Genomic DNA, 26,524 nt, shown 5'->3' on the forward strand with positions numbered 1-26,524 from the left:
TGCGCACTTTTATAAAGGAGTTTAGAATATCACAATTCATGGAAACATCAGAAAACCTAATCACTGTTGAAACAGAAGAAGTAGAATATCCTTTGCTGCTCGAACGATTTCAATCAACTTTTATCGACACCTTTTTTATCCTTGTGATGATGGTTGTTTTTAGCCAGGTGCTTGACTTTTTCAACAACCCGCCAGATTGGTTAAGAGTAAGTCTTTTTATTAGTATCTGGTTTTTATACGAGCCTCTGTGTACTGCTTTTGGTTGTACCATCGGTAATTATATGAAGGGAATCAGGGTTAGGAACAGGGAAGACCATACCGAACGGATCAATCTATTTCAGGCCTTTATGAGATATGTTTTTAAAATCGCACTGGGAGCTATTTCATTTTTATTTATTCTTTCAAATAATGAGAAGAGGGCATTGCACGATATGGTTTCGGGGAGTGTTGTGTTGAAGTTGCAGGGGTAAGGGAGGGGCTTGGACATTGATATATCAACAAATATTGACCAAGATGGGATTCCTGCTGGCTATTTAGATGACAAGGGTCTTTTCTATCAGCACAGTCTCAGTAGAGCTTTTTGTAATCTAGTTCAAGCAAGAGGAGCTGAGAATAAACTCACTCTTGACCTTATTTCGGAGCCTTTTATGAGGATCACGTTCTTTAACCAAAATTTCTATATTTAGCCTTCAATTACCTTATTACATCGTATGTTCGGTATAAGCTATATAAAATTCGATTCTATGACCTATGTTATCCATTACAAAAATGGAAGCATAGCAAAAGAGGGCAGGGGCTTGTCTTTTTTCTATTTCACTCCGAATAGTTCAATCGCAGCAATTCCGTTGGGAAGTAATGACCTTCCTTTTATCTTTAACGAGACCACTCACGATTACCAGAGTATCTCTATCCAGGGACAGATCACCTATAAGATCGGTAATCCTAAACAGCTGGCAGAAATGCTTGATTTTACCGTTAACGGCAGTGGAATCTATAAAAAGAATGATGCAGAGAAGCTTAATCAGCGTTTGATCAACGAAGCGCAGACTGCAACCTCCTCCTTTATCCATCAACTGGGATTAAAGGAAGCCATTCGTTCCGCAAAAATGATAGAGGAGAAAATTACGGAAGGGTTAAAGACCTCACAAGCTATTTCACTATTGGGGATTGAAATCTTAAGTGTCACTATCCTTGCCATCAAAGCTACTCCTGAAATGGCCAGGGCCTTGGAAACCGAAACGCGGGAGAAGCTTTCACAAGAAGCAGATCAGGCGGTTTATCAAAGAAGGAACTTCGCGGTTGAGCAGGAGCGCATTATCAAAGAGAGTGAGCTGAGCACAGAAATAGCTGTAGAAGAGAAACGAAAGAAGATCGATGAAAAGAAGATGGAGGCTGAGGTTCAGAAAGCCGACAATGATCGTAAACTTCGCGAGATGAGAATTCAGGCAGACATTGCGGTGGAGAACCAGCGTAAACTCCTGATAGACCAGAAAACAGAGAACGACCGGAAAGAAGCTGACGCACAAGGCTACGTGATTGAAACGACATTGAAGCCATATAAGGAAATGGATTGGAAGACCATCACTGCGCTTAATAATAATCCCGATCCTAAATTCAATATCGCACTAGCCTTCCGGCAGATGGCAGACAATGCAGATAAGATCGGAAACCTGAATATCAGTCCCGAATTGCTTGATTCTATTTTAAAAGAGAGTAGCGACAAACGATGAGTTATGAGTACGCCATTCTTGTAAAAAATAAAACCCGCCTGGAAGTACTTATAGAAAGATTTAATACCAAGGCACAGGCGGAGTTTTACATTGAGCGGTCGGGAGGGAACTTTAAAGAATATGAGATCGAGCATGACCGCTTTCAGGAATCGCTATCGTTTATTCAGAGGAAACTCTCGAAGGTAATAAAGAACAAGATCGTAGACCGTTCTTTCCTGCCGTCGTTTCTGTTTAATGAAACCCACCTGCTTATTGTAGTTGGGCAAGATGGACTGGTCGCGAATACTGCAAAGTACGTTAACGGAATTCCGATGATAGCTGTGAATCCCGATACAGATCGTTACGACGGCCTGCTATTACCTTTTCAGCCTAATAACTTTATCAATGCTGTAGAGAAGGTGATCAAAAATGATTTCAAGGCCAGAGAGGTTAGGATGGCAGAGGCAAATTTAAGCGACGGACAGCGGCTTCTTGCTTTTAATGACCTTTTTATTGGAGCATCATCTCATGTTTCCGCCCGTTATAAAATTACATATCGGGATGTTACAGAGAATCACTCATCGTCCGGCATCATCGTGTCTACACAAGCAGGATCAACTGGCTGGCTGAGTTCTATTTTCAATATGACTTTCGGCATGCAGCAGTTTATTCAAAAAAGCGATTCCAAAAAGAAGATCGCCAAGCTAAAGGAGCATCAATTAATGTTCGTGATCCGGGAGCCGTTTGAAAGTAAGAAAACGCAGGCGGGGCTTACAGCCGGTATAGTTACAGAGCAGAATAAACTCATTATCGAATCTTTTATGCCTACTAATGGGGTGATCTTCTCTGATGGGGTGGAAACTGATTTTTTGAGTTTTAATTCTGGGGCGATTGCTACTATTGGGGTGGCGAAGGAGACGGCGAGGTTGGTGGTTTGAATTTGTTTTATTTATGTTCACAAGATATTTCATACCTAAGCTTATACTGGTTAGTTTTCTAAGCTGTTGTGCTGATAGACCAACAAGCGGAATAAGCAACAATTTAAAAGAAAACTATTCTGTTATTGGTGGTGCCAGGGAAGCTGTTGATAGTAATTTCAATGATTTTATTGAGAAATTTAGCAGCGATACGGCCTTTCAAATAAGCAGAACAAGATTTCCTCTAAAAGTCAAATGGTACAACAATGAGAATGACAGGGACTCTTTGATTTACAAGGATAGATCAGCTTTTGAAATGATAGACTTTCGCAAGAAGAAGTCTGATACGAAGTATGATAAGTGGGAACAAAAAAGAATGGTAGACAAGGCCACATCTGCAAGAATAGAGATTCGTGGAATTGATAATGGTATTATGGTAGACTACCTGTTTGAGAAGATCAAAGGAGCCTGGATGCTTATTGAAATAGATGATGATTCTACATAAAGCTGCTGCTCAGGATCCACAGAGCGCTGAGGTTTTCGTAAATCGTGGTTTTTTGTATAGATTTTGAGTTGCCAATGGGAGAGAAGTATAATGAGTTCATAGCGGAACTGATTAGCCAGAATGAGAGGAATTGAAGTTTCTGTCTGGAATAATATATATCGCTGCAAACCTGTTATCAATTTAACCTACAGAAGGTTTACAATTTACATTTTTAATAAGATGAAATCGGGAAACGGTTGGGGGACACAGAGAAAGACAAAAGATCTATTTCAGAGATGCTTAAATTCTGGCCTGAATTGACAGAAAAATCAGAATAAACACAGCTAATTTGATGTATGGGACTTGATAGCGTAGAACTGGTAATGGAATGGGAGGATTTTTTCAAACTAAAAATACCGGATCTGGAAGCAGCAAAAATGGCAACCATTGCGGACGCGGTAACTTACATTTCCTCTCAAGTGGAATTTGTGGAACGCGGTGTTGATATAAAAGCTACAATGTTAAGCGACCTTGAAGGTATTTTCTCTCTCAAGAGTCATGTTTCGCTAGAAGAATTTTTACGGACTGGTGTTCCACCTGATGAAAAAGCGCTTTGGAAGAAAATGTCAGGCTTGTCCGGTTATGAATTACCAATACCTACCAATTCCCATCGCGTTGAAAAATGGTATGATAAGCTGTTGCCGAAAAAAGCTCCTTATGAGCCGGTAACGATAAACCGGTACATTGACCTAGTTTGTGCTGTTAATTATAATGCATTGATCCAAGGTTCCATTCAAAATCAGTATGAGGTAATGATAGCAGTTATGGGCATTACCATCGAAAAAAACGGACTGGATCCATTTGAAGTGTATTGGGACAGCTCTTTTACTAACGATTTGGGTATTGATTAATAGCCAGGCTTACAATTTCACTTCCTTTGACCCCATGTAGTGCTGTTAATTCTAATTTGTAACTCATTATTAAATCCGGATGTGCGATCATCTAATTGAACTGGAAAAAGATCTAAAAGATCGAGGAATTATTGAAACCTACTGGGGCAGGGCATGGTCAGTAGGTTGTTGGGAATGGGTCTACTTTGATTGCCAATTGGATCTTGAAAGCCTAAGACGCAAATACAAGTTTGAGAGTTTCGTAGTAGATCACAGATATGATGACAATAAATCTGGGGGACGTTCTATTTCTTCTTGCACTGTCTCGGTTTCAGGTTTGCATACTCAAAGCCGTACAAGTAACATTAATACGGTTTCAACAACTTCTGCAATTTGCGGTTCGCCTACTAAAACCACTGGCGGGCCCTGCCAGAGACCGGTTCGAATTGAGGGCAATTGTTGGCAGCATCGATAGGCAAAAGGTATTACAAGTTAAATAAAAATTTATTTTCACATATTTGAACACTTGTCTAATTTTCAAAATATTGATATAATTCTATTAATATCAAGGCTTGAATGGCGATGCATAGCTAATTCCCGCTACATTTGTAAAGATGGAAAAACTTAAAGTAAGTTCACTTGGCCCCATAAGCGAGGCTTCTATCAATTTTAATGATTTAACACTGTTTGTTGGCCCACATGCCAGCGGCAAAAGCATTCTGCTTCAACTGTTGAAATTACTCATTGATAAACAGCATATTCGAAGGACGCTCGAACAGTACGGTTTTGTTTGGGGGAATAGTCCAAAAGATGTCAATGAAAGATACTTTGGTGAAGGAATGTCTGAAATATGGAATGCAAATACTTCGATTAACTTTAATAGTAAAGCTTATACTCTCGATTTTCTGACTCCCAGAAGGAAAGAAAATATTAAAGATGCAGAAGAGAAGCTTTTCTATGTGCCGGCGCAGCGGGTAATGTGTTTTGAAAATGGCTGGCCTAAATTTTTCACCAGCTTTGAAGGATCGGTTCCATTTGTTTTGCGTGATTTTAGCGAATCATTACGGCAATACCTTGAGAACGAATTGGGGAGAAATGATGATGATATATTTCCCAAGTCGCAGCGCTTGAAAGAGCCATTGCGTAAATCATTTAACGATAGTGTGTTTCATGATGCAAAGGTGTTAATAGACAGGGGCAGCAAGAAGCAGTTGAAGTTGAATATTAGTGATAGCAACATTCCGTTTATGGCCTGGAGTGCCGGGCAAAAGGAGTTTATGCCATTGCTTCTAAGCTTTTATTGGTTATGCCCAGCTTCGAGAGCAACCACTAAGGATGGAATAAAATATGTAATTATTGAGGAGCCTGAAATGGGTTTGCATCCTCAAGCTATTAAGTCAGTTATTCTCCAGGTGCTCGACTTGATGTCAAGAGGGTATAAAGTAATTGTTTCTACTCATTCTCCTATGTTCCTGGAATTTGCCTGGGCATTTAATATCTTAAAAGATGTTAATGCTGATAAGAAAGCTCTCTATGAATTATTTGATCTTGAAAGTTCGGCACCCCTGAACCGATTGTTCAAGGATCAACTGGGGGAAAAGGGGATCAACACTTATTATTTTGACCGGGATAAGGATAAAGTATTGGTAAAGGATATATCCAGTCTTGACGCAGGAAGTGATGATCCGGCCGTGTCAGAATGGGGGGGACTTTCCTATTTCAGCTCAAAGGCAAATGATATTGTTTCTCGATTAGTTGCAGCAAATGGCTAAGAAAAATAATAGGTTTCAGATAGCTGTAGAAGCTACACCTGATATAAAAAACAGCTACATGCCGGGACTAAAGGCATTGGGAAATAACAGCAACAAAATTGAATTGGCTGCTACATGCGTGGGAAGTGTAGATATAGATAAAGCCGTAGAAAAGAAATATTCACGGTCAAATCGCTGGGATTATTGCTTCTCTTATAGAGAGCAAGTGTATTTTGTGGAGGTCCATCCTGCAAGTACAAGTGAGGTGGAAACCGTTCTGAAAAAATTGGACTGGTTAAAAAATTGGTTAAAATCGGATGCGCCAGAAGTAAATAAACTAAAAGCATCCGAGCATCCCTGGGTCTGGATCATGACCAAAGGGCAAAGCATCACCTCTGGGTCAAGGCAAGCCAGAAGATTAGCGATGAGCGGGATTAAGTTGACCTCGAAGTTGGTGCTAAAGTAAAAGGAGACATAATAGCTTGTTCCGGAAAGCAAATCCGAGCCCTATCTTTTTGTCTAGGAAATATTCTCCAACAATATTACATTTGAATTTCCTTCCTGAACTAAATGTATGATGCTGAGCACCAAGTCTGATCCTTATAACTGAAAAAAATGAATACTATCTCTATCCCGAGAGGAAAATGCCTTGGCTTTTGATTTTTTATGTCACATCCACGGGCAATGCATACCAACCTCCAACCAGACGCACAACAGAACTCCATAGCATTCATTGATACTGAAATAGATCCGAAAACTTCAAAGATACTGGATATCGGAGGTTTAAGGGCGGATGGCGGTACCTTTCATAAAGCATCGGTTCCAGAGTTCATTCAGTTCCTTAACGGAACCAGGTACGTTTGCGGGCATAACATTATCAAGCATGATATTAAGTATATAGGACGGGCACTTAATGAAGCCCAAATTTCTGACTATAGCGCCATTGATACTTTATATCTCTCACCCCTGTTATTTCCGTCCAGACCCTATCATGCCCTATTAAAGGACGATAAACTGCAGACGGAGGATGCTAATAATCCCCTGAACGATGCGATTAAAGCGAGGGACTTGTTCTATGATGAAGTAGCGGCATTTCGTCAATTAGACGATAAACTTAAACATATCTATTATTCCCTCTTGAATGACCAGAAAGAGTTTCGCTCATTTTTTTCATTCCTGGGCTATGTAAGTGAACCTATTGACACCGAAGTTCTGATCCGGCTGAAGTTTGGAAACGAAATCTGTGAGCAGGTAGACCTGAAGAAAATCATTTCAGATCATCCGGTAGCGTTATCCTACTGCTTGTCCCTTCTCAATTCTTTTATTACAAACCAGAAAACCTACTCCATCACACCTCCATGGGTATTGAAGAATTACCCAGAGGTGGAACGGATCATGTTTCGACTGCGGAATAAGCCTTGCCTGACGGGATGTTGGTACTGTGATCAGGCGCTGGACGTACATAAAGCACTGAAACGTTTTTTCGGCTATGATGCTTACAGAAGCTACGGGGGAGAGCCTTTGCAGGAGAAGGCAGTAAAAGCTGCCGTTAACAATAAGTCCATTCTGGCAGTTTTTCCCACAGGTGGAGGAAAGTCGATCACCTTTCAGGTTCCTGCCTTGATAGGCGGCGAAAGTTCCAGGGGATTAACTGTGGTTATTTCTCCGTTGCAATCCTTGATGAAGGATCAGGTGGATAATCTGGAAAGGGCCGGAATTACAGAAGCGGTAACTATCAACGGTTTGCTCGACCCGATTGAAAGGGCTAAGTCAATTGAGCGGGTTGAAGACGGCTCTGCTTGTATTCTTTACATCTCGCCCGAATCATTACGCTCAGGGACAATCGAACGATTGTTGCTCGGGAGAAAGATTGTACGATTTGTGATAGATGAAGCGCACTGCTTTTCATCCTGGGGACAGGATTTCAGGGTTGACTACCTCTATATAGGCGACTTTATCAGATCGCTTCAGGAAAAGAAGAATCTGGAGGATGGTATTCCTGTGTCCTGCTTTACAGCAACTGCCAAGCAAAAAGTGATTGAAGATATCCGTGAATATTTTAAGGAGAAGCTTTCCCTTGAACTGGAACTGTTCACATCCAAGGCTTCACGGACAAACCTTCATTATAACGTTTTTGAGAAAGACAACGAAGAAGAAAAGTATCAGGCTGTAAGAGATCTGATAGAAGAAAAGAATTGCCCCACCATCATTTATGTATCCAGAACGAGGAAGGCTTACTCACTTGCAGAACGATTAAGCAGCGACGGCTTCAACGCCCGACCTTACCACGGCAAAATGGAGGCTAAGGAAAAGACAGCCAATCAGAATGCTTTTATAGCTGGCGAAGTTCCCATTATTGTGGCTACGTCGGCCTTCGGGATGGGTGTAGACAAGAAGGATGTTGGCCTTGTGATTCACTTCGAGATTTCCGACTCGCTGGAGAACTATGTGCAGGAAGCAGGCAGGGCGGGACGTGATGAGAAGATGATGGCGGATTGTTTTGTGTTGTTCAACGAGGAAGACCTTAGCAAGCATTTCATTCTGTTGAATCAAACCAAGCTTTCCCTTAAGGAAATCCAGCAAGTTTGGAAGGCAATCAAAGACATTACCAGGCTTCGCTCTACAGTATCCAACTCGGCGTTAGAGATAGCGCGACAAGCCGGTTGGGATGATAGTGTAGCAGAAATAGAGACAAGAGTAAAAACGGCAATTGCTGCTTTGGAAGATGCAGGGTATCTAAAGCGGGGCCAGAACATGCCTCGTGTTTTTGCTAATAGTATTTTATCGAAGACCGCACAGGAAGCAATTGATAAGATCACCGCTTCGAAGCGCTTTGACGAGAAGCAAAAGGAAAAAGCAATTAGAATTATCAAGAAGCTCTTTTCCAGTAAAAGCAGGAAGCAAGCAAGTGAGGAGTCTGCCGAGTCCAGGATCGATTATATCAGCGATCACCTCGGAATCGTAAAAGAAGAAGTGATTAAAATTGTAAATCTCCTTCGTGAAGAGAAGATTTTAGCAGATGCAAAAGATCTTACTGCTTTCATCAGGAGAGGTGAAAACAAAAACAAGTCCCTGAGCATCCTTGAGGCATTCGTCAAGGTCGAAAACTTTCTGCTTCCCTATATTCATGATCAGGAAAAGGTCCTCCATATTAAAGAATTGAATGAGGAAGCAGAGGCAAAAGGCTTTGGAGAGGTAAGCACAAACAGGATAAAGACCATCCTCAATTTCTGGGCAATAAAGAATTGGATTAAGCGAAGGAACCTTGAACACCATAAAAACCATATCGCTGTACTTTCCCTTCATCCAGAGGAAACACTGAAGAAAAAGCTGGAGAAAAGGCATGAGCTTGCTACGTTCCTGGTGGGGTATCTCTATGAGAAAAGTCGCCTGGGTTTATCAGAGGAAGACAAAAACAAGGAAGAGGTTTTGGTTGAGTTCTTGGTGCATGAATTAAAGGCAGCATTCGAACGGGAGTGGAGACTTTTTGAAATGCAGGTATCGGTGGAGGAAATTGAAGATGCGCTTTTCTACCTGTCAAAAATTGAAGCCCTTAAAATTGAGGGTGGTTTTCTGGTAGTTTATAACAGTCTCACCATCGAACGACTGGAACAGGACAACAAGGTACGCTACAAGGTAGAGGATTATAAAAAGCTCAACCAGTTTTACGAAAGCAAGGTTCAGCAGATCCATATAGTGGGGGAGTACGCCAAGCAGATGATCAGCGACTACAAAAACGCGCTGCAGTTTGTGGAGGATTATTTCCAGTTAAATTATCAGGCCTTCCTTAGTAAATACTTCAAAGGCAGTCGCCAGGATGAAATCCGCCGCAATGTTACTCCCGCTAAATTCAAACAGCTTTTCGGTGAGCTTTCTCCCACTCAATTAAAGATCATCAACGATAACAATTCCAGGTACATTGTGGTAGCAGCAGGGCCTGGGAGCGGAAAAACAAGAGTGCTAGTGCACAAGCTTGCCTCATTGCTTTTAATGGAAGATGTAAAGCATGAACAATTGCTGATGCTCACCTTTTCCCGGGCGGCAGTCACCGAATTCAAGAAGCGCTTACTGAAGCTCATCGGCAATGCGGCAAATTTCATCGAGATAAAAACATTTCATTCCTACTGCTTTGATCTGTTGGGTAAGGTGGGCAGCCTGCAAAAGTCGGATGTGATCTTGAAAAAGACGATTGAGATGATCAGAAACAAAGAGGTGGAAGCAAGCCGCATTACAAAAACGGTTTTAGTGATCGATGAAGCACAGGACATGGATGAGGATGAGTTTCATCTTGTGAAGGCGCTGATGGAGCAGAATGAAGAGATGAGGGTAATTGCCGTAGGGGACGATGATCAGAACATCTATGAATTCAGAGGTGCAAGTTCCCAGTTTCTGGAACTGTTCCTCAAGAGTAAGCAGTCGGTTAAATACGAGCTTGTTGAAAATTACAGAAGTAAGAGCAATCTGGTTGAGTTCACCAATCAGTTTGTCAGCAGAATACAGCACCGTCTAAAAGAGACGCCGGTAATTGCCAAACAAAGGGACAATGGGACAATAAAAGTGGTGCAGCATCATGGCGGAAACCTAATTACACCATTGGTTCGAGACTTGGTAGCTGCCGAGTTAAAAGGCACAACCTGTGTCCTTACCAAGACCAACGAAGAGGCGTTACAAATTGCGGGACTGCTCCTTAAAAATAACATCCCTGCGAAACTAATCCAGTCGAACGATAGCTTTAGTTTATACAATCTCCTGGAAGTCCGATCCTTCCTGCAATCCTTGAACCTTGACGACGAAACTTATATTATCCCGGATGAGGACTGGGAACGTGCGAAGCGGGAGCTAGTGAACCGATACCACAAGAGCTCCAAGCTGGAAGTCTGCAAGAACATCATCAAGGATTTTGAAGCCACCAATCCGAAGAGAAAGTACAAAACAGACCTGGAGGTTTTTATCCGGGAATCGAGGCTGGAAGATTTCTTTAATGAGAAGGGAGATACGGTCTTTGTTTCAACCATTCATAAAGCGAAGGGGAAAGAGTTTGATCAGGTGTTCCTGATGCTCGAGAACTTCGACGTAGCAACTGACGCCGCAAAACGGCAGCTCTACGTTGCCATTACCCGTGCAAAGCAGAATCTTAGCATTCACCTTAATGGTCATTTCCTTGATAGCCTTACTGCGAATAATCTGGAAAGGGTAGATGATAGGGAAAGGTATTTACCACCCGTTGAACTAACCATGCAGCTCGGCTTTAAGGATATCTGGCTGGATTACTTTATTAATAGACAGCACCTTGTTTCTCATCTGACCAGTGGGGAATTGTTGACTGTAAAAGGCAATGAGTGTTTGAATTCGAAGGGGGAATGTGTTTTGAGGTTTTCTCAGAAGTTCCTGGAGCAAATTGAGGTATTGAAAGAGAAGAATTACGTTCTCAAAAGTGCCAGGGTGAATTTTATTATTTACTGGCTCAAGGAAGGAGCGGAGAAGGAGGTAAAGGTGGTTTTGCCGGAACTGGGGTTTGAGAAGGGGTAGGAAAAGTCCCAATTGGATATAATGTTTAAGATTTACTGTCTCAAACGGTCTTCTTTATGGAAGAACGGATATTGACTAATAGCTGTCATTAAAAATAAGTGCTTATTTCTAGTTTTATATTCTATGGCCTTGCGGAAGTAAGGTCATTTTTGTTTATGCCTTGTGCACGTAGTTCAGGGTTGGAATTTAAGCTATAGAAGGTGCTTCTTTTAACCTTCAGTTAATTGTAAATAAACTTTCACATGTTAGAACACTTATTTATTTTTCAAAAATTAAATCTTTAAGTATTACAGACGTTACTCCTGATATAGAAGTTGGTTAACAGCTTGTAAATAAGAAGTTTAAAAGTCTGTCGGCAATTTTGATTATTTGTACACCCATCAGGATTCGAACCTGAGACCGATGTTTTGATAATTAGATAACCTTTTACAGTTGTACCCAGAGCCGGAGTCGAACCGGTATGATGATTTAGATAAATATTAACAACGATAATACAAATATATTTTGGATTTGAATTCAAAATAGAATTATATATTACAATGAATCACGCAGTTCACAATAAACTTGTTTCCTTTATTTGGTCTATCGCCGACGATTGTTTGCGCGATGTATACGTTCGAGGTAAGTACCGCGATGTAATTCTTCCGATGGTCGTATTACGCCGCTTGGATGCATTACTAGAGCCTACCAAAGAAGCCGTAATGGAAGAATTGCGTTTCCAAAGGGAAGATGCAGGCTTTACAGAGCTGGACCCTGAAGGTTTAAGAGAGGCTTCCGGTTATGTTTTTTATAATACAAGTCCCTGGACTCTACAGCGACTTCATGATACAGCTTCCAACAACCAGCAGTTATTGGAAGCAAACTTCCGTGAATATCTGGACGGTTTCAGCGAAAACGTTAAAGAGATCATCGAAAAGTTTCACCTGAAAGCTCAGGTGAGGCACATGGCCAGTAAAGATGTGCTGCTGGATGTCTTAGAAAAATTTACTTCTCCCCGTATCAATCTAACTCCGTTTACCAAAATAGATCCTGACGGAAGGAAACTTCCGGAGCTAAGTAACCTGGGCATGGGTTACGTGTTTGAGGAGCTGATCCGCAAGTTTAACGAAGAAAACAACGAAGAAGCTGGAGAACACTTTACCCCTCGTGAGGTGATCGACTTGATGACGCATATTATCTTCGAACCCATCATGGACAACCTTCCTCCGGTAATGACCATCTATGACCCGGCTTGCGGATCCGGAGGTATGTTGACAGAATCACAGAACTTTATCAAAGATCCGGAAGGCTTAATTAAAGCAGAAGGCGCCGTAGAACTGTACGGTAAAGAGATCAACGACGAGACCTACGCCATTTGTAAGTCGGATATGATGATCAAGGGGAATAACCCTGAAAATATTAAAAATGGCTCTACGCTTTCTACAGATGAATTTGCAGGTATGAGTTTCGACTTTATGCTTTCCAATCCGCCTTACGGTAAATCATGGGCAGGAGAGGTAAGGTATATTAAGGATGGGTCAGACGTGATAGATCCCCGTTTCCAGGTGAAGCTGAAGGACTATTGGGGAATAGAGCAGGATGCCGATGCGACGCCACGTTCTTCTGACGGACAATTGCTGTTCCTAATGGAGATGGTAAACAAAATGAAGCCTTTAACGATAAGTCCCTGGGGTTCCCGAATTGCTTCGGTACATAACGGATCCAGTTTGTTTACTGGAGATGCAGGAGGTGGCGAAAGTAATATCCGTCGCTATATCATCGAGAACGATTTGCTGGAAGCGATTATCCAGCTTCCGAACAACCTTTTCTACAATACGGGTATCACCACCTATATCTGGATATTAAGCAATAACAAGGCAGACCAGCGCAAAGGCAAAGTGCAGTTGATCGATGCCGGACAAATGTATCGCAAGCTCCGTAAAAACCTTGGAGCCAAAAATTGTGAGTTCGCGCCTGAACATATTGACGAAATTGTAAGGGCCTATAAAGAGCTAGAAGCCAGAGAGCGGGCCCCTGATCAGGATTTGACGAGTAAGATCTTTGATAACAGCGACTTTGGGTATTACAAAGTAACCATAGAACGGCCTAAGCGATTAAAAGCTCAGTTTACTGCTGAACGAATAGCGGATCTCCGCTTTGACCGAAGCCTAAAAGAACCTATGCAATGGGCCTGGCAGGAATTTGGCGAGCAGGTGTACCAGGATTTGAAATCGCTGGAAAAGCCTATTAAAGAATGGTGTGAGAAGCAGGAGTTGAACCTTTCTAAGAAACAGGAAGAAGCCTTGCTAAAGCCTGCCACCTGGGAAAAACAGCAGAACCTATTGCGTGTGGCGAATTTTCTGCTGGATGCACTGGGTAACGAGGAGTATAACAACTTCAATGTGTTCTCGCAAAAGGTGGAGGAAGTACTGAAAGCACAAAAGGAAAAACTATCAGCCGGAGAAAAGAAAGCCATTCTGGATGCGGTGAGCTGGTACGATGCGGAAGCAGATAAAGTGCTGAAAGGTATTGTGAAGTTGAAGGATGATAAGCTGCAGTCTTTGATGGAACGCCTGGGATGCAGGGAGGAACAGCTACCTGAGTATGGCTATTACCCTTCCGATAAAAAAGGAGAGTACCTGGTGTACGAAACGGAAAGTGACCTCCGCGACTTTGAGAATATTCCTTTGAAAGAAAAGGTATACGACTACTTCTTACGAGAAGTGAAACCGCACGTGGAGGAAGCCTGGATCAATCTGGATGCAACAAAGATTGGTTACGAGATCAGCTTCAATAAGTACTTCTATAAACATGAACCTTTACGAAACTTGGAAGAAGTAAGTGCGGACATTCTTCAATTGGAAGAAGAGAGTGAAGGATTAATTAAGGAAATCTTAAATCTCATATAAGTTATGGAGACTTTAAGTTTAGAAATGGCAACTTATTCCAAGTATAAAAATTCGGGTTTTGAATGGATTGGTGAAATTCCCATTCATTGGAAAGTGGAAAAAGGAAAATGGCTATTTCAGAAAGAAAACCGTCTTCCACTCGAGGGGGATGGAATCGTTACTGCTTTTCGTGATGGGCAAGTAACTCTAAGATCTAATAGAAGAGAAGATGGATTTACTAATGCTATACAAGAGCATGGTTACCAAAGGATTAAAAAGGGAGATCTAGTTATCCATGCAATGGATGCATTTGCTGGAGCAATTGGAGTTTCAGATTCCGATGGAAAGTCTTCACCGGTTTATGCTGCTTGCACTCCAAGGCAGAAGGAAACTGTTGACGCTTATTACTACGCTTATCTTTTAAGAAATTTAGCAAAAACTGGTTTTATCGAATCTCTGGCAAAGGGAATAAGGGAACGTTCTACCGATTTTAGATATAAAGATTTTGGATTGCTTGAATTGCCGCTTCCCCCTCTTCCCGAACAAACCGCTATTGCCAATTTCCTTAACAAAAAAACCGAACAAATAGATCAGGCGATTGCACAAAAGGAAAGGCTGATAGAACTTTTAAAAGAACGAAGACAAATCCTTATTCATAAAGCCGTTACCCGCGGGCTTAATCCTGATGTAAAGATGAAGGATAGTGGGGTGGAATGGATTGGGGAGGTGCCGGAGCATTGGAAGGTATCTGCGTTGAGTTATGTCGCCAGAATAGAGACGGGCTCTACGCCGGATAGAACCAGACCGACTTATTGGGGTGGCGATATCCCTTGGGTAAAAACAGGAGAAGTTAATTATACTACAATTAGGACAACAGAGGAAAAAATAACTGAACAAGGTCTAAAAAACTCAGCTACAAGGCTCGCTGAACCTGAAACGATTCTGATGGCGATGTATGGTCAAGGAGTAACAAGAGGTAGGGTTGCAATTCTGGGAGTTCATGCCGCTTATAATCAGGCTTGCTGTGCAATTAAATTCGATCATAGAATCAAACACAAGTTCGGATATTACTTTTTCATCGCCGCCTATCCCCATGTTAGAGATGCAGGTAATGAAACTAGCCAAATGAATCTTAGTTCTGGATATATTTCCAAGTTGAAAGTTCCAATCCCAACTAAAAGCGAACAGGAAGAAATAATCAGCTTTATAGAGTTTTGTAATTTGAAAGCTGATAGTGCCATTATTATCAAAACAAAAGAAATCGATAAGCTCAAAGAATACAAAGCAACATTAATTAATGCTGTGGTAACGGGGAAAATAAAAGTAAGCGCCTAAACATCACTCACTATATGACCAATAAAGTTCTATCAGATATAGAAAAATCATATGATACGGTTCAGGGAACCGCCGCCGCCTCAATATTCAACAAACATTATGAGTATTATAAGAATATAGGAATTGAAACCATAAAGCAGCAGTCGGGCCAGGTTGAACAAGTGAGTGCAGATTATCAGGGACGGGTTATTTTCGAATTATTACAAAACGCCTTTGATAAAGCCGAAAAGAATATTCTGGTAAAGGTAGCTGATAATTCTTTATACGTAGCTAATGACGGCAGCAGTTTTACCTATGTTACCGATTTTGATTATAAGAACGGAACATCGCCAAGAGGCGATTTTCAATCGCTTTGTTCAATATCTACCTCAACGAAACAAATAGCTAGCAGTATCGGGAATAAGGGAGTCGGTTTTAAATCCGCATTCTCCATTGCTGCTGAGAATTATGTTAATATATTCACCCAGGCCGATATTATCAATGAAGACGGTAGCGGCCTTCCGGGACTCATAGCTTTTCGAGTGTACGACTCATTTAAAGATCCGAATTCCATTGATGTTCTTTTTGAAACAGAGCTGAAACTGAACCTGAAACAAAAGATTGAGCAGGTTCAGGTAGAGCGAAAAGACCGTGGAGTACCGGGTTATTACTTTCCTATACAAATTCCCGTAAATGCACAGGTAATTGATGAGCTTTTTGCAGCAGGATTTGTCACTGTAGTTCAAATACCATTTTCCAGAGATAGAGAAGAGAGCATAAAACTGCTTTTTAAGGAAATTGAGAAAATTCATTTCCAGTTTGTTCGGTTAAAGTATGATACAGATTTCGAAATTACTTTTGACTGGGAGGGACAAATTGTCAGAAAAAGAGTAGAACGGAATGTAAAGGGGCTGATTTCGGGAGAGTTGAGGAAAGAGGAAATCCAACGGCTTGCAGAAAAAGCCGGTGTTAAAATAGATACACCGCGGGTAGCTTTTTTTATAGATGAGAATAATCGGGGTAGCTTATTTAACTATTTACCTACAAGAGTTACGTCGCCTTTTAAATATGTTGATTTTCATGCCGATTTTCAGACAAAGGTAGACAGGACCTCTATAAACTTCAATCTTAATAGCGACGTTGGCGCATACAATAACGCATTACTCAAAGCTTGTATTGAGTTGTTTTTTTATAGTCTCAAGTCATCTTACGATGAGGGTGATAAGATGTGCCTGAAATTTAAATATATTGATGAGTCAAGCCTGAAGGGATCCTTTGAGAAGTTTGATTGGAGCCTCCTGAAGCTGGGAGATAGCTCACTTGCTTTTCATCATGTGCGAGATATATTGTCAATCTGGAATTTTTCATATAAGCCCGCTAGTGAGTTTTTAGTTCAGCTTGCAAAGCCTTATTTTTCAGTAAATCGGGCGATAAATGAGCACTCTGCATTCTTTGAAATAGCATCAGAATTTGTAAATCATTTTGGTAGAGAACATAATCAGGATTATAAATGGCTGGATTATTTTAAGAAAGACCTAGGATCTGCATTGATAGCAGGAAATGTTGCCGTTATTCCTGGAGTTGTGCTTTCTGATGATAATGAAGTGTTTTTTCGTAAAGCTTCGGATAAGGTATTACACTTACCTGATTTCGTCAATGTAAGCGTCACGAATTTTGAGGTAAAAGACGAAAGTTTACGCAAGAGTTTACGGATTAAAGACTTTAACGACTATAATGAAATATTAAAGTATTTTAAACAAGTAAGCTTTACTGGAGAATACAGCAGCGATTCCTTATCAGAAGAACAGCAAATCGAAATGTTGAAAAGCATCGCTAAGATGATGAGTAACAAAAACGAATCGATATATTCCAGTACCCATCGCTACGCAAGAGTATTTACTTCAGAATCCAGAAGAAATAATTCGGCGATAAACCAGGCGTATTTCAGTATATCGACTGTTTTTCTTAAGACAGTTGATGGTAATTATAAGCCCTCTCAGCTATGCCGCAGGTCCGATGTGGATGATGTTTTTTTGGGCCGGTTAGAGTTGGGAGATCAGTTGAACGAATTTCTGCGCTTCATCGGAGTATCGTTAGATGACAACTATATCTTCGCTGATAAGCGAATTTTTGATAAGCTGAATGACGGCCTTGACTATATTCCAAGACTAATCAACCGACACGAATCGGATGACAAATTATTTGGAGAAGCATTGTTAAATAACATCAGGGTGATTTCTGAAGAAGGAGAACAAACTCACCCTGCCTTGATAAATAACAACTATTCATTTTTGCAGGGTATAAGTGGTAAAAGTATTAAGGATGAGTTAGCAGTTCTTAAAACAGACTATGAAAAATTTCCGAAGGAATATCTTGAGATCCTATACCAGCATTTAAACAGACCAACTGCTGGAGTAGAACGACTTTATCCTAATCTATTTCATCGGTTTTTTGAAGAACTTAAGCTCGTTCTCATTTCAAATAAAGGTGTTAATGAATGGGTTAAAAGCGATACACACTTTTATGTTGCAAAGAATAGACATGAGTATAATTTGTTAAAGGCACAGGCTATTCCTCTTTTATGTTATTTTGCCTCTGAGCTGCCTGGTGAATTAGTTGCTAAACAAGTAACACTCCAGGAGGGACAAATAAGCAAAGCCGGGCTACTGGAAGTAACTGAAGAATACTCCAAGCTGCTAAACTCGAGAATGCCGTATTTAATGGCTTCTATCAGCAATAGCAGCCTTTCAGAATTAAACTTGAAGAGCGATTCGAGCCGAGTAAAAGACATTCAGTCACTTCTTTCCAAAACACAAGTTTTTGAATGCGAAGAGTTGTCGCAAAATATAAAATGCAAAGAAGCAAATCTTGAGTTTAATAACAGTGCCGATGCGCTGGTAGACAAGGATTTGAGAATTGTTTACATAAAGAAGGGATCTGGTACTAAGACAAAGGCCGAGCTGTTTTCCAGATATCTTTTCAATAACATAAGTATCGTAAGTGAATTTGAACTCATAGTCTTTTTTAAGAGCGTCGAAAATTTAGAATCTGATTTGCCTAAAGAGGATGTGAAACTAATAAAAAGGTTCTGGATCACAGACTATGATACACATTTGCAAAATTTTCAGGTTGAGCTGTTCGACGGCTTAATTGACGATCTATCAAGATTAAAGCCACATTGCCTGGAGTATAGCCGGTCTCACAAGAGTGAAATTATACTTGAAATATTTAACTCTGGCAAACTATATGAACTGGAAACCCGGTTAAGCGCATTAAAATCTAAATACAACGGCTTGTTTGATGATCTTGATCTGCGCATAGATTATGAAATGAATGATAGCCGGATATCTCTTATGCTGGAATTTCTTAAAGCTTTAGATGACGGGGGTGCTGATTTATACATGACTGAATTGGAACAGTTATCTAAAACCATAGGTCAAGAGGAGAGACTAGATGAAATAGAACAGGTACTACGTGAACAATTTCAATTTGACCCTAAGCAACAAGAATTCGCGAACTGTAACCAGTCAAAAAAGAAGTTGAGTTTGGATCGGACTATAGATCAGATTTTCGCGAAATTACCCTCATTGAGTTCGGCTAAGACCAGTTTATTTACTGCTATAGGGGTTGCGAGATCATCCACTTTAGCTATAAACAGTAAAAAACTTATATTTCAGGATAATGAAGCAAGTGTAAAAAATGGTGAGTTTTTAGAACAGACTGGAGCAAAAGGCGAAGAGCAAGTTTTGGGATACTACATACAAAACTTTTTAACGCTATCTTCAGTCGACCGTACAAAAGCAATAAATGAAATGTACGATGTCATTGAACAAAAGTTAGGGAACGATTCGCATGCTGTTTTCAGAGATGCATGCCTATTGGCCATAACAGAAGATGAAGCTTTAATTAAGGCATTAATAAGCTTTTGCTACATCGCTTTACACCACAAATTCTCCTATTTTGATTTAATCGTTTACAAGAATGGAAAGCCGACTATGGTTGAGGTGAAATCAACCAATAGCTCGAATAATGATAGTTTCTACATTTCAATAGCGGAGGTAAATGAAGCAATTAGTGAAGAGAACTATGAAATAGTTCGCGTAACTCCGCAGGAGATAATTTTTATGGGAAACCCAATAAAGCTTCTGGAAGATAAAATAACGTCTATCAACGGTTCGAATTACAGGATGAAGCCAAGAAACTTCAAATTCGAATTTAATCGTCAAGCTAATGACTAGCCTTACTAACGAACAAGCCCTAGAATCAGCTATAGAGAAAAAGCTTACGGGCACCAGCCTTGAAGAGTTAAAATCTTTTGGCATCAACAATGCCTTTGCAGAAGCCAGTGAACAGTACCGTTCCGGAAATGGGTATTGGATTGGGAATGCTCAGGATTTTAACAAAGAGTATGCGATTGATGAAAAGCGTTTCTGGCATTTTCTCGAAACTACTCAAAACATAGAGCTGGAGAAGTTAAAGGGGCAGCCGCAATGGCAATTGCGAATTATTCAGCGGCTCGACCGTATGATTAAAAAGCATGGTGTATTACATGTTCTGCGAAAAGGACTGGATGTAGACGATGCCTCATTTACCTTGATGTACCCGGCGCCTCTTGCTTCGAGTAGTCAGGCTGTAAAAGATAATTTCGAGTCGAACGAGTTTAGTGTTACACGCCAGATTCGATATTCCATAGCGAAGCCTTTGGAAGAAATTGATATGGTGGTATTTGTAAACGGCTTGCCGCTAGCGACGATAGAATTGAAAAATGCCTGGACGGGACAAACAGCCAGAGTAAACGCTATTAAGCAATATAAGTATGACCGGGACCCTTCGCAACCTTTACTTCAATTCGCCCGTTGCCTGGTTCACTTTGCCGTTGATACGGATGAAATCTATATGACGACCAAGTTGAACGGAAAGGATACTTTCTTTTTGCCGTTCAACAAAGGTCATAACCACGGAGCAGGTAATCCACCCAATCCATTTGGTCATAAAACCGCTTATTTATGGGAAGAGGTACTGACCCGTCAAAGCCTATGCAATATCATTCAGCATTTTGTAACGCTGGAAGGAAAGGCTACGGATCCCTTATCAAAGCGAACTCTATTATTTCCCCGCTACCACCAGTTGGATGTGGTGCGTAAGCTTTTATCAGATGCTGCCACAAAAGGGGTAGGGCAAACTTACCTGATTCAGCATTCTGCAGGTTCAGGAAAATCAAATTCCATTACCTGGACCTCTTATCAGTTGATTGAAACCTATCCCGCTGCACCAGATGTTCCGGGAAGCAAAGGTGCCGGTACTCCCTTGTTTGATTCAGTAATTGTAGTGACTGATCGCCGTATTCTGGATAAGCAGTTGCGGGAAACAATTACGGACTTTGTGGAAGTGAAAAAGATCATTGCTCCGGCATTCAGCGCTCAGGAGTTAAGATCAAATCTTGAGAGTGGCAAGAAGATCATTATCACCACCATCCAGAAATTTCCTTTTATTGTAGACGGCATTGCAGATTTAAGTGATAAGCGTTTTGCTGTGATCATTGATGAAGCCCATAGTTCTCAAAGCGGTTCTGCTCATGATAAAATGAACCAGGCTATGGGAAATAATGTATCGGATGAGGATGAAGAGGAGCTTGACGTTCAGGATAAGATTTTGGAAATCATGCGTACCCGTAAAATGCGTGGGAATGCATCTTACTTTGCTTTTACAGCCACTCCAAAAGCTACCACTCTTGAGAAGTTCGGCGTAAAACAGGAAGACGGGACCTTCAAGCCTTTTCATTTATACTCCATGAAGCAGGCAATTGGAGAGGGTTTTATTTTAGATGTCCTGTCAAACTACACCACATACAAAAGCTATTACGAAATAGAGAAGTCGGTAGAGGACAATCCGGAGTTCGAGACCAGCAAAGCGCAGAAGAAGCTACGGGCTTTCGTAGAACAACATCCTGAAACAATCGGAACTAAAGCTGAAATAATGCTTGATCATTTTATTAACAAGGTGGTCAATACCAAGAAGCTAAAGGGAAAAGCTAAGGGGATGGTGGTAACACAAAGTATCGAATCTGCTATCCATTATTTCTTTGCCATACGGGAATTACTTACTAAAAAAGGTTCGCCTTTTAAAGCGATGATTGCCTTTTCCGGAAAGAAGATAGTGAAGGGAATTGAACATACTGAAGATTCCATCAACGGCTTTTCCGGGAAAGACATTAAGGAAAAGTTCGACACGGATGAATACCGCTTGCTTGTTGTTGCCAATAAATTTCTTACTGGCTTTGATCAGCCTAAGCTCACCGCCATGTACATAGATAAGAAGCTGCAGAGCGTTTTGGCTGTACAGGCGCTTTCCAGATTAAACCGCTCGGCAAATTCATTGGGGAAAAAGACAGAAGACCTCTTTATTCTCGATTTCTTCAACTCAGTAGATGAAATTAAAGCTTCTTTCGACCCTTTTTATACTTCTACTACGCTCAGTGCTGCTACTGATGTGAACGTACTTCATGAGCTTAAGGACTTGCTTGATCAGGTAGGAGTGTATGAATGGAAGGAAGTGGAGGATTTCGTCACAAAGTACTTTAATAATGTAGATGCACAGCAGCTAAGCCCTATCATTGATACCGCTGCTGCCCGCTTCAATTCTGAACTGGAATTAACGGATGATGAGAAAGCTGACTTTAAGATTAAAGCTAAACAGTTTGTAAAAATCTATGGACAAGTGGCATGCATCATTCAATATGAAATTGTCCGCTGGGAAAAGTTGTTCTGGTTCCTTAAGTTCCTGATTCCAAAATTAGTTGTGCGAGATAGAGAAGCTGAAGCTTTAGATGAACTGCTCAACTCTGTAGATCTTTCTACTTACGGCCTGGAGCGCACAAAGCTCTCTCATTCTATCGGGCTGGACGATTCGGAGTCTGAATTAAACCCTCAGAATTCTAACCCAAGAGGTGCACATGGGGGAGATGATGAAGAAAAAGATCCGCTTGACTTAATCATACGCAGCTTTAACGAAAAATGGTTCCAGGGCTGGGATGCAACACCTGAAGAGCAGCGAGTGAAGTTCGTAAGCATTGCCCGTCATGTTCAGGAGAATCCGAATTTTCAATCTCAGTTTGTGAATAACCCAGATACTCAGAACAGAGAACTTGCTTTGATGCGGATGATTAATGAGGCGATTAATAAGCAGAGGAAAAGTGAGCTGGAATTGTACAAATTGTATTCGCAGGATGAAGGATTTAAGTTGGCGATGCAGGATACGATTAGGAGGATGTTGAGTTTGTAGGAAAATTATAACATAAGTAAATGAGCACTAAGCTTAAGAACAAAATTAATAGAAGCAATATTATACGCTTTGCATCTTACAAAGCATTTGTAGTTAATAAAAATTTGGTTGAGAACTATCACGCTTATAATCCAAATGTATTTGCCTATTCTTTCTTATTAATAGTATTATTAACTTGGTTAAACACGCCTTTCATAAAAATATTTGAAGAGTTCTTCGTCAATCCTCTTTTTGGGTGGATTCCAGATGAGCCTATGGGAACATGGGTTGGATTAGGGTACATAAGTGTTTTAATTATTTGTTTTAAGTTATTAGACAAAAAGTTCTCTTCACAAAAATACTTGGCGTCCTCCCTTTTTATATCTCTATTGTTTTGGATAAGTATACTTTATTGGTTTGAAAGATTAATTATCAAGAAATACTACTTTATTCCCATTTTTTCTCACAAATATTTAGAGGGTTTTCCAGTCATTCTTGACCCCATTTTCATATTTATCTTTATAGCTTTTTTTAAATACCTAAAAGCCTCTATAAATCTTAAGCCCCTTAAAAACCAGCCTTCTTTTGTTAATACAGATCAACCAATCAAATATATTTCAGATGACTTGTTAGAACGAAAACAATTTGTAAAAAAAATTGGGGACAAAATAAATGAATTAAGAACAGCCAATAATCACAGCTTTGTAATTGGAATTAACGGCAAATGGGGTTTTGGAAAAAGCTCAATTTTGAAGATATTGTATGAGTACCTCGATTCTAAATCTGTTAAGGTTGAGTTCAATCCATGGATTTCTAATAATAACAACAATTTAATACAAGATTTTTTTAATACCCTTGATAAAACGCTGTCCGGTTACATTTCGACTTCAAACATATTCATTAAATACGGAGAAAGCCTTTCAAAAATTGACTCTGACAAAAATCCCTTAAAACCTTTTGGTTCTTTCTTCAAAGAAAAGGTTTTACAAGAAAGATTTGCAGAAATAACTTCCCTGATAAAGAAAATTCATAAGCCAGTCTATGTATTTATTGATGACATTGATAGGCTTAATAAAGAGGAGATATTTGATATTCTTAGGTTAATAAGAAGTTCTGCCAGCTTTCCCAATATGATATTTATTGTAGCATATGACCGATCTTATATAGAGGAAGCTTTGGCGGAACTCAAGATACCACACAGTGATCGTTATTTAGAAAAAATAATTCAATTAGAGGTAGAGCTACCAAGAATTAGGGAGACAATCATGCCATCACTTTTGATAAAAGAGTTGGAAAATAGATTAGCATTTAATTTTAATCAAACACAGAAAATCTATTATGACGAAGCATTATTGCAGTTGAGTAATTTAGTTTTCGGACATTCCACGCACTCTGGCACTATTAAGTACGGTGTTTACAAGCACCTAGGAAAAATATTCTTCAATATGCGGGATATCAACCGATTCTGTAACTCGTTTATTACCAAATACAGTGTCTTGTTTGAAGCACTATATTTACCTGATATTTTTATAGTAGAACTGTTAAAGTTTGTTTCACCCAAAATTTATAATTTGATCGCTACTGGTAGAAACTTCCTGGTGGATGAAAACATTAATGGAACCGGCTTGATCGGTCTAACGTTCTACTCAACGGCCTATAATAAAAGTCCTTTTGATTTAAGGGAATATTATGAGATTAATGAAAAGGTTAAACTATTAGAATCGGACGCCACTAGGCAACCGGTAATAATGTCGTTACTAGAATCTTTAATCTCAGAACCACTTCCTAGTGAGAAGAATAATGAGTTTAGTATTTATTACCGAGATTATTATGAAAGCTATTTTACGCTTGTAGTAACAGATAACGAGATTAGTACAAACTTCGTGCAATCTTTAATCTCCGTTAACCCATGAAGTCGCAACGGCATTTTAATATTCAAAAGGAGGTGAGTCGAATTTTAGATAGCGGCAAAGGAGATAAATTGTTGCAAAAGCTGGAGTTTGAATATGTTATCAACAATAAGGAAGAATTCGCAAATTACCTTACGATAATTACTTGCTTTATAGAGAATAGCTTTTTTAGAGAAGCTGGCTCTAATTTGCTTTTAAGGAAGATATTAAAGAATCTTGAAAGGTACAGGTTTCTTTCTAATAGTATGGAGGCTTTTGAGATCTTGCGAGAGATCGCTATCTTTCCATATGTAGGGCTGTCGCAAATGGTCAAGCGGTTAATTGCAACAATAATATATCAAAGGGAGGATGATTTCGAGATAATTAAGAGTTGGCCCGATAAAGATTATCTAGCCAATTTTAATATCTATTTATTACGAAGCAACCTGGAAAAGAACCCAAAAGATGCAGTGGATGCAACACAATTGTTATATAACTGTGTGATTGATATTCTAAAAGAAGACTCAAGAATCATTCTTAGTTCTGAAGCAACTAAGCAATTTAAAAGTCACTTAGATCTGAGCAGAGAATTTTTGATGTCCTATTTATCCTGTTTTATTCGCTTTAAGTGGTACGGAGGATCGAGGGAGTGGAGTGAGGGTAGAGAGATTGTACCTGAACCATTTTATACTCAAATTTTTGGTTCTGCGAAAGACTTTATTGCATTCCTGGAAATGCAGAAATTTAAAGAAAGCTCTCAAGCAGACAGTTACAAATTGATTTCAGATATTGTAGATTTTATAAAAGCATTTTTGACCCGAGAAGTTGTGCTGTATGATAGAATAGATATTCAAGTTAATTTACATAAGCATCTAATTCAGGAATTAAAGCCGAATAGACAATGACATTAAAAGAAGCAGTACTTAAAAGTTTAGAAGACATAGGTGGAATTACTAACTACTCAACAGTTTATAAACACGTAGTAGAGAACAACTATTACGACTTTAAAACTAATAAAACACCTGGGAATACAATTTCAGCTATCCTTGGTGACTTTGTTCGTGCTGGTGATACTAGGGTAAAACGAATAGGTCAAGAAGGTGGGACCTATTCTTATTATCTTACCAAAAACGAGTCGAATATATCGATAGAAGTATTAAGTGGCTCTACAGTATCCCAATCTTCATCGGACCAGAAGCCAATAAAAACCGAAACATACGACGAGCGGGATTTGCATTTGCTTTTAAGTAGCTATCTGAAAAATGCCGGTATATATTCGAAAACTATATTTCATGAACAATCTACTTACAACAAAGACAGTAATCAAATCTGGACGCATCCGGATATGATTGGAATCAAATTTCTGAATTTGCAGTCCAATGCAAGTAGGAATTTCTTGAAATCTGTCAACCGAGTAGATAGTTTTAAACTCAGTTCTTATGAGCTTAAGAAGGAAATTAATACTGACGCTGAGCTTAAGAAGGCATATTTTCAGGCTGTATCTAACTCAAGTTGGGCGAATTATGGGTATTTAGTAGCGTTTGAATTTAGCAGTGGTTTAAATGAAGAGATAGAACGACTTAACCAATCTTTCGGTATAGGTGTTATACAGTTGGACGCTAATCCATTCAAAACTAAAACTTTATTCCCAGCACAGTACCGAGATTTGGATTTCAAAACGATAGATAAGCTTTGCAAGATTAATAAGGACTTTGAAAGGTTTATTGAACACACGGAAACAGTGTTGGTAGCGGAGGAAAAGTATCATAAGGCAGTTGAGAAGGAATTAGACGAATTCTGCGATTCTTACTTGAAGACTGATGAGCAAGTTCAAAAATACTGTCAGGAAAAACATATTCCGTACTTTTTAGAACAAGACCTGCAGGAGGGATAACGCTTTTATAACCCTTAGAT

The 26,524-nt window shown here is 39.9% G+C and carries 16 protein-coding genes; all 16 read left to right on the forward strand.

From position 1 onward, the window contains the following. Positions 1 to 38: 38 nt before the first annotated feature. The 16 genes from J4N25_RS13655 to J4N25_RS13730 all read left to right on the forward strand — a co-directional run bounded on the left by J4N25_RS13655 (position 39) and on the right by J4N25_RS13730 (position 26,504). Positions 39 to 470, forward strand: coding sequence for an RDD family protein (locus J4N25_RS13655; RefSeq protein WP_207420222.1), 432 nt, complete (start codon positions 39 to 41; stop codon positions 468 to 470). Between the two features lie 273 nt (positions 471 to 743). After that, positions 744 to 1,730, forward strand: a complete 987-nt coding sequence (locus tag J4N25_RS13660) for an SPFH domain-containing protein (protein WP_207420223.1) — start codon at positions 744 to 746, stop codon at positions 1,728 to 1,730. Beyond that, the gene (locus J4N25_RS13665; protein ID WP_207420224.1) at positions 1,727 to 2,647 is read left to right on the forward strand and encodes an NAD(+)/NADH kinase; all 921 of its coding nucleotides are present in this window, start codon (positions 1,727 to 1,729) and stop codon (positions 2,645 to 2,647) included. Before J4N25_RS13660 ends, J4N25_RS13665 begins: the two co-directional genes overlap by 4 nt. Positions 2,648 to 2,660: 13 nt before the next feature. After that, complete coding sequence (locus J4N25_RS13670; protein WP_207420225.1) at positions 2,661 to 3,131, forward strand: DUF4348 domain-containing protein; 471 nt, start codon at positions 2,661 to 2,663, stop codon at positions 3,129 to 3,131. A gap of 335 nt (positions 3,132 to 3,466) precedes the next feature. Beyond that, complete coding sequence (locus J4N25_RS13675) at positions 3,467 to 4,021, forward strand: acyl carrier protein (protein ID WP_207420226.1); 555 nt, start codon at positions 3,467 to 3,469, stop codon at positions 4,019 to 4,021. A gap of 79 nt (positions 4,022 to 4,100) precedes the next feature. Next, positions 4,101 to 4,475: a hypothetical protein gene (locus tag J4N25_RS13680; protein ID WP_207420227.1), complete on the forward strand. Its 375-nt coding sequence runs from the start codon at positions 4,101 to 4,103 to the stop codon at positions 4,473 to 4,475. 139 nt (positions 4,476 to 4,614) lie between these two features. Continuing rightward, positions 4,615 to 5,772: an AAA family ATPase gene (locus J4N25_RS13685; RefSeq protein WP_207420228.1), complete on the forward strand. Its 1,158-nt coding sequence runs from the start codon at positions 4,615 to 4,617 to the stop codon at positions 5,770 to 5,772. Beyond that, the gene (locus tag J4N25_RS13690) at positions 5,765 to 6,217 is read left to right on the forward strand and encodes a hypothetical protein (protein ID WP_207420229.1); all 453 of its coding nucleotides are present in this window, start codon (positions 5,765 to 5,767) and stop codon (positions 6,215 to 6,217) included. Before J4N25_RS13685 ends, J4N25_RS13690 begins: the two co-directional genes overlap by 8 nt. Positions 6,218 to 6,417: 200 nt before the next feature. Continuing rightward, positions 6,418 to 11,280 carry a RecQ family ATP-dependent DNA helicase gene (locus J4N25_RS13695; protein WP_207420230.1) on the forward strand — a complete coding sequence of 1,621 codons (4,863 nt, stop codon included), beginning with the start codon at positions 6,418 to 6,420 and terminating at the stop codon, positions 11,278 to 11,280. 539 nt (positions 11,281 to 11,819) lie between these two features. After that, complete coding sequence (locus tag J4N25_RS13700; protein WP_207420231.1) at positions 11,820 to 14,168, forward strand: type I restriction-modification system subunit M; 2,349 nt, start codon at positions 11,820 to 11,822, stop codon at positions 14,166 to 14,168. A gap of 3 nt (positions 14,169 to 14,171) precedes the next feature. Beyond that, a complete protein-coding gene (locus J4N25_RS13705) occupies positions 14,172 to 15,482 on the forward strand; it encodes a restriction endonuclease subunit S (RefSeq protein WP_207420232.1) in 1,311 nt (436 codons plus the stop codon). Positions 15,483 to 15,496: 14 nt separating this feature from the next. Continuing rightward, positions 15,497 to 19,699, forward strand: a complete 4,203-nt coding sequence (locus tag J4N25_RS13710) for a sacsin N-terminal ATP-binding-like domain-containing protein (RefSeq protein ID WP_207420233.1) — start codon at positions 15,497 to 15,499, stop codon at positions 19,697 to 19,699. Then, complete coding sequence (locus J4N25_RS13715; protein WP_207420234.1) at positions 19,692 to 22,742, forward strand: type I restriction endonuclease subunit R; 3,051 nt, start codon at positions 19,692 to 19,694, stop codon at positions 22,740 to 22,742. The genes J4N25_RS13710 and J4N25_RS13715 overlap by 8 nt, the downstream gene beginning before the upstream one ends. A gap of 20 nt (positions 22,743 to 22,762) precedes the next feature. Then, entirely contained in the window at positions 22,763 to 24,634 is a 1,872-nt protein-coding gene (locus tag J4N25_RS13720; RefSeq protein WP_207420235.1) for a KAP family P-loop NTPase fold protein, read from the forward strand. After that, the gene (locus J4N25_RS13725; protein ID WP_207420236.1) at positions 24,631 to 25,515 is read left to right on the forward strand and encodes a hypothetical protein; all 885 of its coding nucleotides are present in this window, start codon (positions 24,631 to 24,633) and stop codon (positions 25,513 to 25,515) included. The genes J4N25_RS13720 and J4N25_RS13725 overlap by 4 nt, the downstream gene beginning before the upstream one ends. Further along, positions 25,512 to 26,504: a hypothetical protein gene (locus J4N25_RS13730; protein WP_207420237.1), complete on the forward strand. Its 993-nt coding sequence runs from the start codon at positions 25,512 to 25,514 to the stop codon at positions 26,502 to 26,504. The genes J4N25_RS13725 and J4N25_RS13730 overlap by 4 nt, the downstream gene beginning before the upstream one ends. The last annotated feature ends 20 nt before the right edge of the window (positions 26,505 to 26,524 follow it).

Source organism: Desertivirga brevis, assembly GCF_017355835.1.

What these genes read in the sequence shown, in the direction of transcription:
- J4N25_RS13655 (WP_207420222.1), top strand. Translation starts at nt 39, where the DNA reads ATGGAAACATCAGAAAACCTAATCACTGTTGAAACAGAAGAAGTAGAA.
- J4N25_RS13660 (WP_207420223.1), top strand. Translation starts at nt 744, where the DNA reads ATGACCTATGTTATCCATTACAAAAATGGAAGCATAGCAAAAGAGGGC.
- J4N25_RS13665 (WP_207420224.1), top strand. Translation starts at nt 1,727, where the DNA reads ATGAGTTATGAGTACGCCATTCTTGTAAAAAATAAAACCCGCCTGGAA.
- J4N25_RS13670 (WP_207420225.1), top strand. Translation starts at nt 2,661, where the DNA reads ATGTTCACAAGATATTTCATACCTAAGCTTATACTGGTTAGTTTTCTA.
- J4N25_RS13675 (WP_207420226.1), top strand. Translation starts at nt 3,467, where the DNA reads ATGGGACTTGATAGCGTAGAACTGGTAATGGAATGGGAGGATTTTTTC.
- J4N25_RS13680 (WP_207420227.1), top strand. Translation starts at nt 4,101, where the DNA reads ATGTGCGATCATCTAATTGAACTGGAAAAAGATCTAAAAGATCGAGGA.
- J4N25_RS13685 (WP_207420228.1), top strand. Translation starts at nt 4,615, where the DNA reads ATGGAAAAACTTAAAGTAAGTTCACTTGGCCCCATAAGCGAGGCTTCT.
- J4N25_RS13690 (WP_207420229.1), top strand. Translation starts at nt 5,765, where the DNA reads ATGGCTAAGAAAAATAATAGGTTTCAGATAGCTGTAGAAGCTACACCT.
- J4N25_RS13695 (WP_207420230.1), top strand. Translation starts at nt 6,418, where the DNA reads ATGTCACATCCACGGGCAATGCATACCAACCTCCAACCAGACGCACAA.
- J4N25_RS13700 (WP_207420231.1), top strand. Translation starts at nt 11,820, where the DNA reads ATGAATCACGCAGTTCACAATAAACTTGTTTCCTTTATTTGGTCTATC.
- J4N25_RS13705 (WP_207420232.1), top strand. Translation starts at nt 14,172, where the DNA reads ATGGAGACTTTAAGTTTAGAAATGGCAACTTATTCCAAGTATAAAAAT.
- J4N25_RS13710 (WP_207420233.1), top strand. Translation starts at nt 15,497, where the DNA reads ATGACCAATAAAGTTCTATCAGATATAGAAAAATCATATGATACGGTT.
- J4N25_RS13715 (WP_207420234.1), top strand. Translation starts at nt 19,692, where the DNA reads ATGACTAGCCTTACTAACGAACAAGCCCTAGAATCAGCTATAGAGAAA.
- J4N25_RS13720 (WP_207420235.1), top strand. Translation starts at nt 22,763, where the DNA reads ATGAGCACTAAGCTTAAGAACAAAATTAATAGAAGCAATATTATACGC.
- J4N25_RS13725 (WP_207420236.1), top strand. Translation starts at nt 24,631, where the DNA reads ATGAAGTCGCAACGGCATTTTAATATTCAAAAGGAGGTGAGTCGAATT.
- J4N25_RS13730 (WP_207420237.1), top strand. Translation starts at nt 25,512, where the DNA reads ATGACATTAAAAGAAGCAGTACTTAAAAGTTTAGAAGACATAGGTGGA.